Consider the following 6,012-nt stretch of genomic DNA (forward strand, 5'->3'; position numbering starts at 1 on the left):
CGCCCCGGCATCGACCCGGATCGCCGACGCGCTGCCGCGGCCTTCCACCACGCCGGAGCCGGGGCCGCCGAACACCAGGTTGGCGCCGGGGCCCACCTCGATCGCCGCCCGGCCGTCGGTGGCCAGCAGATGCGCGCCACCGCTGTTGTTCAGCGTGGCCGAGGCGCCTTCCAGATAGACCGCGGTGCCGTGGACCTCGAGGTCGCCGCTGTTGTTCAGCGTGCCGTTCAGCACCCGCGCCCCGTAGGAATCCTCGCCGCTCAGCACCAGCTTGCCGCTGTTGTCGATGCGCGAGCCGGCCTCCACCAGCAGGCCGACCGAATCCGTCCCGGACAAGGTGAAGGCGCCCGAATTGCTCAGCATCCCACCGTGGCGGGCCACGTAGCCGGTGACCTCGTCCACCGTCGAATTCAGCGCCGCCTGGGTCACCAGCAGCGTGCCGCTGCCGAAGCCGGCCGCGCCGGCGGCCTTGCTGGCGTCGGCCAGCACCCCGGCGATCGGCGCGCCCATCGCCCCACCGATCAGGTCGTGCGCCTGGCCATCGACCACGCCGACGATCGAACCGGTCGCCGCAGCATTGGTGATCTGGAGATCGGCGCTGCTGCTGATCTTGCCCTGCGCGCCGCCTTCCACCAGCACCCCGATGGTGTCCGGCCCCGCCAGCGCCAGCGTCATCCCGTTCGAGTTGTACGACGACACGATGCCGCCCGAGGTGCCGGTGGCCACGATGCCCTTGCTGCCCTGGCCGGATGCGGTCACCGCGCCACCGGCACCGGCCACGCCGGCGTAGCTGGCCCCGCCGCCGATACGGAACAGCGTCGAATCCTCGGTGGTGACCGCCTGCGACGCCGTGCCGTTGGTGAGGATGGTCGCCCCTGGGCCGTACAGGTAGTAGCCGATCTGGTGGGTGCCGGCCGAGAAGTTGACCACCCCGGCGCCCGACACCGCCACCTGGCCGCCATCGCGCGCATGCACGCCGATGGCCCCCTCGCCAGTCAGGTTCACCGCTCCGGACAGGCCGACGGCGGAACCGCTGCCTTCCGCCCAGATGCCATAGCTGCGCAGGCCGTTGGCCGTCACCGCGCCATCGACATTGATGGTGCCGCTGGAGGCCGCCTTGCCGCCGCTCAGGGCCTGGATACCGATGGCATTGACACCCGATACATCGATGGTGCCGGCGTTGTTGGCGGTGCCGACGGTCGTGGTGCTGTACAGGCCGACATTGGCCAGCGGGGTGTCGTTGTAGTGGCCGTTGACCTTGATGGTGCCGTTGTTGATGGCGGAGGTAGTGCTGTTGGCGCCGGTCACCCAGATCCCCCAGCCCTTCTGCACCTTGTCGCCGATGACGATGGTGCCATTGTTGACGGCCTTGCCACCCACCGAAACCTGGATGCCGATATCGCCGTTGGGCTGCGCCACGTCGGCGCCGCCGCGATCCTCGGGCAACAGGGCGACGTTTTCCGACGGGGCACGGCCCAGGTAGATCACGCCGCCGCTGGCGTTGGTGAATTGACCGCCATTCAGGACATTGACGCCGACACCGGAAGGCGAGGCCGGCGAGGGATTGACCCCGACATTGACCGTACCGTTGTTGGTACCCGCAGCCCCCGATTGGACAGTCAGCCAGGTACTGACCGGAGAACCACCCAGGGCGGAATAGTTGTAGAGATAGAGATTGACGATGCCGTTATTGATAAAGGTCGTCCCGGCATCGCCAATCGAATCGGCCTTGACCTCGCCAATCACCCCATTGCCGGCATCGCCTACATGACGCACGCCGTTGTTGATCAGATGCGCACCGCTTTCGGCCGCCATGCCGGTCCCCAGCCTGACGCTGCTGACGATGCCATCGTTGACGATGGTTGCCCCATTCCTGGCTTGAAGCAGCGTGCCGCCGACCGAGTTCCAGTCGCCGGCGATCTTGCCGGTGGCGCCCACGTGCCCTATTGCATTGGCGCCATCGGCCAGCAGACCAATCATCGTCCCCGCCGGCTCCAGCATCGGGTCGTTCGGCCCGACGGTGCCATCGGATTGATTGACCGTATAGTTGAGCGTCGTATTGGTATAAGCCAGGGCCAGGGCCTTTTCGTAATTGGTCTGTGCCACGGCCCCCGATCCCAGATTCCCCGCCTGGAGCTGCGTGATCAGCCAATCGTTGTAGGCCACCATTTCGGCCAGGTTGGAGACCGATACGTTGTGAACGACGCCAAATACGTCCGTGACCGAAAAAGCGCCGTTGTAGCTGGTCATGGTGGCCGTCACGGCCTTCGCCGCCAGGTCAGCTGCGGAGAGCACCTGTTTCAACGCGACAAACATCACCTTGGTGGAACCGTTCCAATTGACCACCCCATCCGTCACCTGGACAAATGTGGTATTGCGTGTCGTGCCATCACCGAGGGTACCGCTGGCATCGAGATTGAATGTCCCGCCACCCGAAACATCCGCCAGCGAGGCATCGATGAACGGGCCATTGCCAGTGGTGGCCGAATAAATGCCAAACCCCACGCCATAACCGGCCGCTTCCTGGGCGAAATTGGCGCTGTCATAGACATTCGCCACCGTCTTGCCCATGGTGGCCGTATCCAGCACCTCCACCCCTTTGGTCTTGGATCCCAATAGCAGGAACGGCGTCGTGGTCTTGGAAACCTCAAACGGCCCGACGACATAGCCGGCGTTATAAAGCTCCTCAAGCGTCTTGGTGGTCACTTGCGTTTCGCTGGAGCCGCTGAAATTGATCGTGCCATTCAAATTGGTGACACCGCCATTCACGCTGATCATGGCCAGATCGTGATTGGCCGTAATGGGGGTGTACGAAGCAGGCGCGGTGATGTCGGTATCCGCCCAGGCCAACCCTGGCGCGGTCACCACCACGCCAGCTGCAACCGCCGTGCGCCGGGCAATGCGCAACGCGCTTTGCGCGCGGCCATGCCCCCGGGCCAATTCCGATGCGGCGACCCAGGTATTGAGCGTGGCGTTCCAGACGTTTCGATAGATTTGGTTCATATTCCTGCTTCCAATGATGGCTACTGCCAATCCAGGGCCCGAAATGAACGCATATCGAATTCGGATTCGGATTCGCACCCGGAAATAAATGTATTGCGCCTCAACGAGCGAGGCTATACGAACAGCCGTCGCCCGTCCTTAGGATAACTCCCAAAGAAAAGGCAAATTGCAAACATTCATCAAATGCAAGAGACGATCGCTTATTCCTGGCAATACCGCAGCGGACAAAAAAGCGCATAATTTCCGACGCCAGCCTGACAAACAAAACAAACACCCTTCAAATTCGGGAAAATAAAAGAAAGCCATTGAGCACTTTCGATTCATCCCGAGCAAAGCAGCGGCAGGCATTTGGGGCGGGCGCCATGCAGTTGGCCTCGCCCCGGGGCCCAATCAAAAAAACCAGCGCGGCAGTTCCGGTGGGAACCGCCGCGCTGGCTTTTGTCGGGAGTCTTCAACGTCGCGACGCCAGTGCCAGACGCGCTCGATGACATTTGCATTTTTTGTGGCAACGAAGCCGCTTGAACCCCGCCTCGCGGCCCATCACATCGCCAGGCTGCCCAATCGGGTCGCCGGTGCATCGGATGGCGTCCCACACTGCCCGCGCTTGCGGCAACGGCGCCATTCCCAGGGCGACATGGGCGCCGGGGCCTGCCACAGGCCGTAGCGGCCTTGCCTGGCCAGCACTTCCGCCTGGGCGATCCGGGTATCGTGCTGCGCGGTGCGGCTGGCCCACGCCATGCCGGCCAGCACCATTGCCAGGTTCACGTTGACGCCGGCGCAGTGCACCTGCGCGACGCGCGGGGCGGCGGCGCTCTTCTTCTCCACGCGGATCCGCGCCTGTTTCTGGTAGCACAAATCCACCAGCGCCAATTCCGCCGCATTACTGAAAGGCTGGCCCGGCTCCGGCAATTCGACCCCGGCAAGGCGCACCCGGAGCATGGCCCCGGCCTCATTCCTGGCCACCACCACGCCGCCGTCGGCAATTCCCACCACGCGCCCCACCCAATCCGCCGCGGACGAAGTGTTTGGCAGTGCAATCAGACCCAGCATCATCAGCAATCCACCGACCGACATGATCCGCTCCCAGTGACCTGGGGAAACTCTTGCACAAAAAGCAGAATTGAATTGCAAACAATCATCCAGCGGGGCAAATCCGGAACCTGGATGAAATTTGACAAACCCGATCCGAAATCGGACTTATCTTTAGGGTTGAATCGTTTCGCAAATCTTCTGGTAAAGGAGTTCTTCCATGGATCTGTCCACCGGCACCGGCGACTGGCCGAAAAAACCAAATGAGCATGCGCTCAATGCCCAGCTCGACGAAATGTTCTATTCGGAATGCGTCCTGCCCCTGGAAAGACTGCATGAAATGCAGCCCCAGTGGACCGGCGCCCACAAGGGCCTTCAGGATCTGTTGAACGACTGGTGGAACCACCTGCCCACCCGGGTTGCGGAAAACCTCTCCCGTCCTCAATTGGGCAAGATGGCGGAGAGCGCCATGACCGCGCTGTGGGAACTGGCCCTGACCGAGGCGCACCACATGGCCCAGGCCACCGCCGAAGCCGCCACCCGGGATGCCATGGCAAACATCGCGCTGGCGCAGGAACGCGCGCAGAAGGCCGAGGCCACCCAGCGCGCGCTGGAGGAAACGCTGGCGCAAACCAAGACCAACTACGCCATCCTGGCCACGCGTTTCAATGCCTCCGAAACGCGCGCGGCGGAATTGAGGAAGGACCTCACCCGCTTGCAGAAAGTGTTGTCCGACGTGATGACCGAACGCCGCGAATTCCAGGAACGCTGCACCGGCGCCGAGGAACATTGCCGCGGGTTGATGGATCAACTGGTCGAAGCGCACCTCAGGATCGAAACGCTCGAACGCGCCAATCGCGATATCGCGGTCAAGCACAGGATCGATTCCGTCTATTTTGGTGGATAAGCCCAATTCTTCCGGAATCAGGATAAAAAAAGCGCCACATCGTTGGATGTGGCGCGAACGCGGCTGAGGAGCGCCGCGGAGGATGGAACCCCTGCATTGGTTACATCGCCCAATACACCATCCCTAGCCAGTTCAATACCTTCATCTACAACCCCCCGGTTTTACCCTCCCTTCTTGTTCCTCATATCCATGCAACGTCCGACCGCCTTTAATTTATCAAGATAATTCGCTTATATGAAGATGCCTTGACAATGGTTTTGATTTGCAAAGAATTGAAAAGGCCGCCATTCATTGCGGCGGCCTTTTCAAGGCAAATTGCAAATCGATCGGCATGAATCAGCGGATTTGGAATGGCCGACAAAGTCTGGCGCAATGGTTCTGGCAAGGCGTACCAACTATCCCGAAAGGCAATCAGTGCATCATCGCCGGCCACCAAGGCTGTTCAATACCATGGTCATCGCAAACCCATCGATCGTGTGGTCCATGACCAGGCCGCCACCGTGCCGCTGCGCCACCGTATGCACAAACGCCAGCCCCAGCCCGAAGCCACGCGCGTCCCCCGCCTCCACCCGCTGGAACCGCTCCAGCATCGACGCCCGCGCCGCCTCCGGAATCCCCGGACCCTGGTCGATCACCGCGATCCGCCACAGCCCGCCGTCGCGCCGCAGCACGCAGCGCACCACCCCGCCCTCCGGACCGTACTTCAGTGCGTTGTCCAGCAGGTTGGCCAAGGCCCGCGCCAGCATCAGCGGGTCGCCCACGCATGGCGACGGCTGATCCGGCACCTCGGCGTCGATGCGGCCGCCGCGCGCCTGGGCCTGGTCCCACAGCTGGTCCACCGCCTCGATCACGATGTCGTTCAGGTCCAGCGCTTCGCGGTGCAGTTGCTCGGACTGCGCCCGCGCCAGGCGGATGAAGTTGTCGGCCAGCGCGAGGGTGCGCCGCGCCTGGGCGGCGATGCGTTGCAGCAGCGCCTGCTCCTGGGCGTGCTGCGGCTGGTGCAGTTCGATCAGGGTCAGGATCGACGCCTGCGGCGAGCGCATGTCGTGCGACAGGAAGTCCAGCGCTTCGTC

General features: G+C 62.8%; 5 protein-coding genes. 1 reads left to right on the forward strand and 4 read right to left on the reverse strand.

Translation table 11 applies throughout. The features are described from left to right. Both C556_RS0118550 and C556_RS21185 read right to left on the reverse strand, forming a co-directional pair. Positions 1-3,003 (reverse strand): ESPR domain-containing protein (locus C556_RS0118550; RefSeq protein ID WP_018749743.1); only part of this gene is annotated, 3,003 nt, incomplete at its 3' end. Between the two features lie 540 nt (positions 3,004-3,543). Continuing rightward, a complete protein-coding gene (locus tag C556_RS21185) occupies positions 3,544-4,056 on the reverse strand; it encodes a thermonuclease family protein (protein WP_018749744.1) in 513 nt (170 codons plus the stop codon). A gap of 196 nt (positions 4,057-4,252) precedes the next feature. On the opposite strand from C556_RS21185, the gene C556_RS0118560 reads away from it, so the two are divergent. Continuing rightward, positions 4,253-4,939 (forward strand): hypothetical protein, encoded by a 687-nt coding sequence (locus C556_RS0118560; RefSeq protein WP_018749745.1) that lies wholly within the window; start codon positions 4,253-4,255, stop codon positions 4,937-4,939. 208 nt (positions 4,940-5,147) lie between these two features. Here the strand turns inward: C556_RS0118560 and C556_RS23345 are convergent, their stop codons facing one another. Both C556_RS23345 and C556_RS0118565 read right to left on the reverse strand, forming a co-directional pair. Then, positions 5,148-5,372, reverse strand: coding sequence for a hypothetical protein (locus C556_RS23345; protein WP_157236277.1), 225 nt, complete (start codon positions 5,370-5,372; stop codon positions 5,148-5,150). Beyond that, a partial coding sequence (locus C556_RS0118565; protein ID WP_018749746.1) for a sensor histidine kinase occupies positions 5,359-6,012 on the reverse strand: 654 nt, incomplete at its 5' end. The genes C556_RS0118565 and C556_RS23345, both read right to left, overlap by 14 nt.

Origin of the sequence: Chitiniphilus shinanonensis DSM 23277, assembly GCF_000374805.1 — a bacterium.
Lineage (GTDB): Bacteria > Pseudomonadota > Gammaproteobacteria > Burkholderiales > Chitinibacteraceae > Chitiniphilus > Chitiniphilus shinanonensis.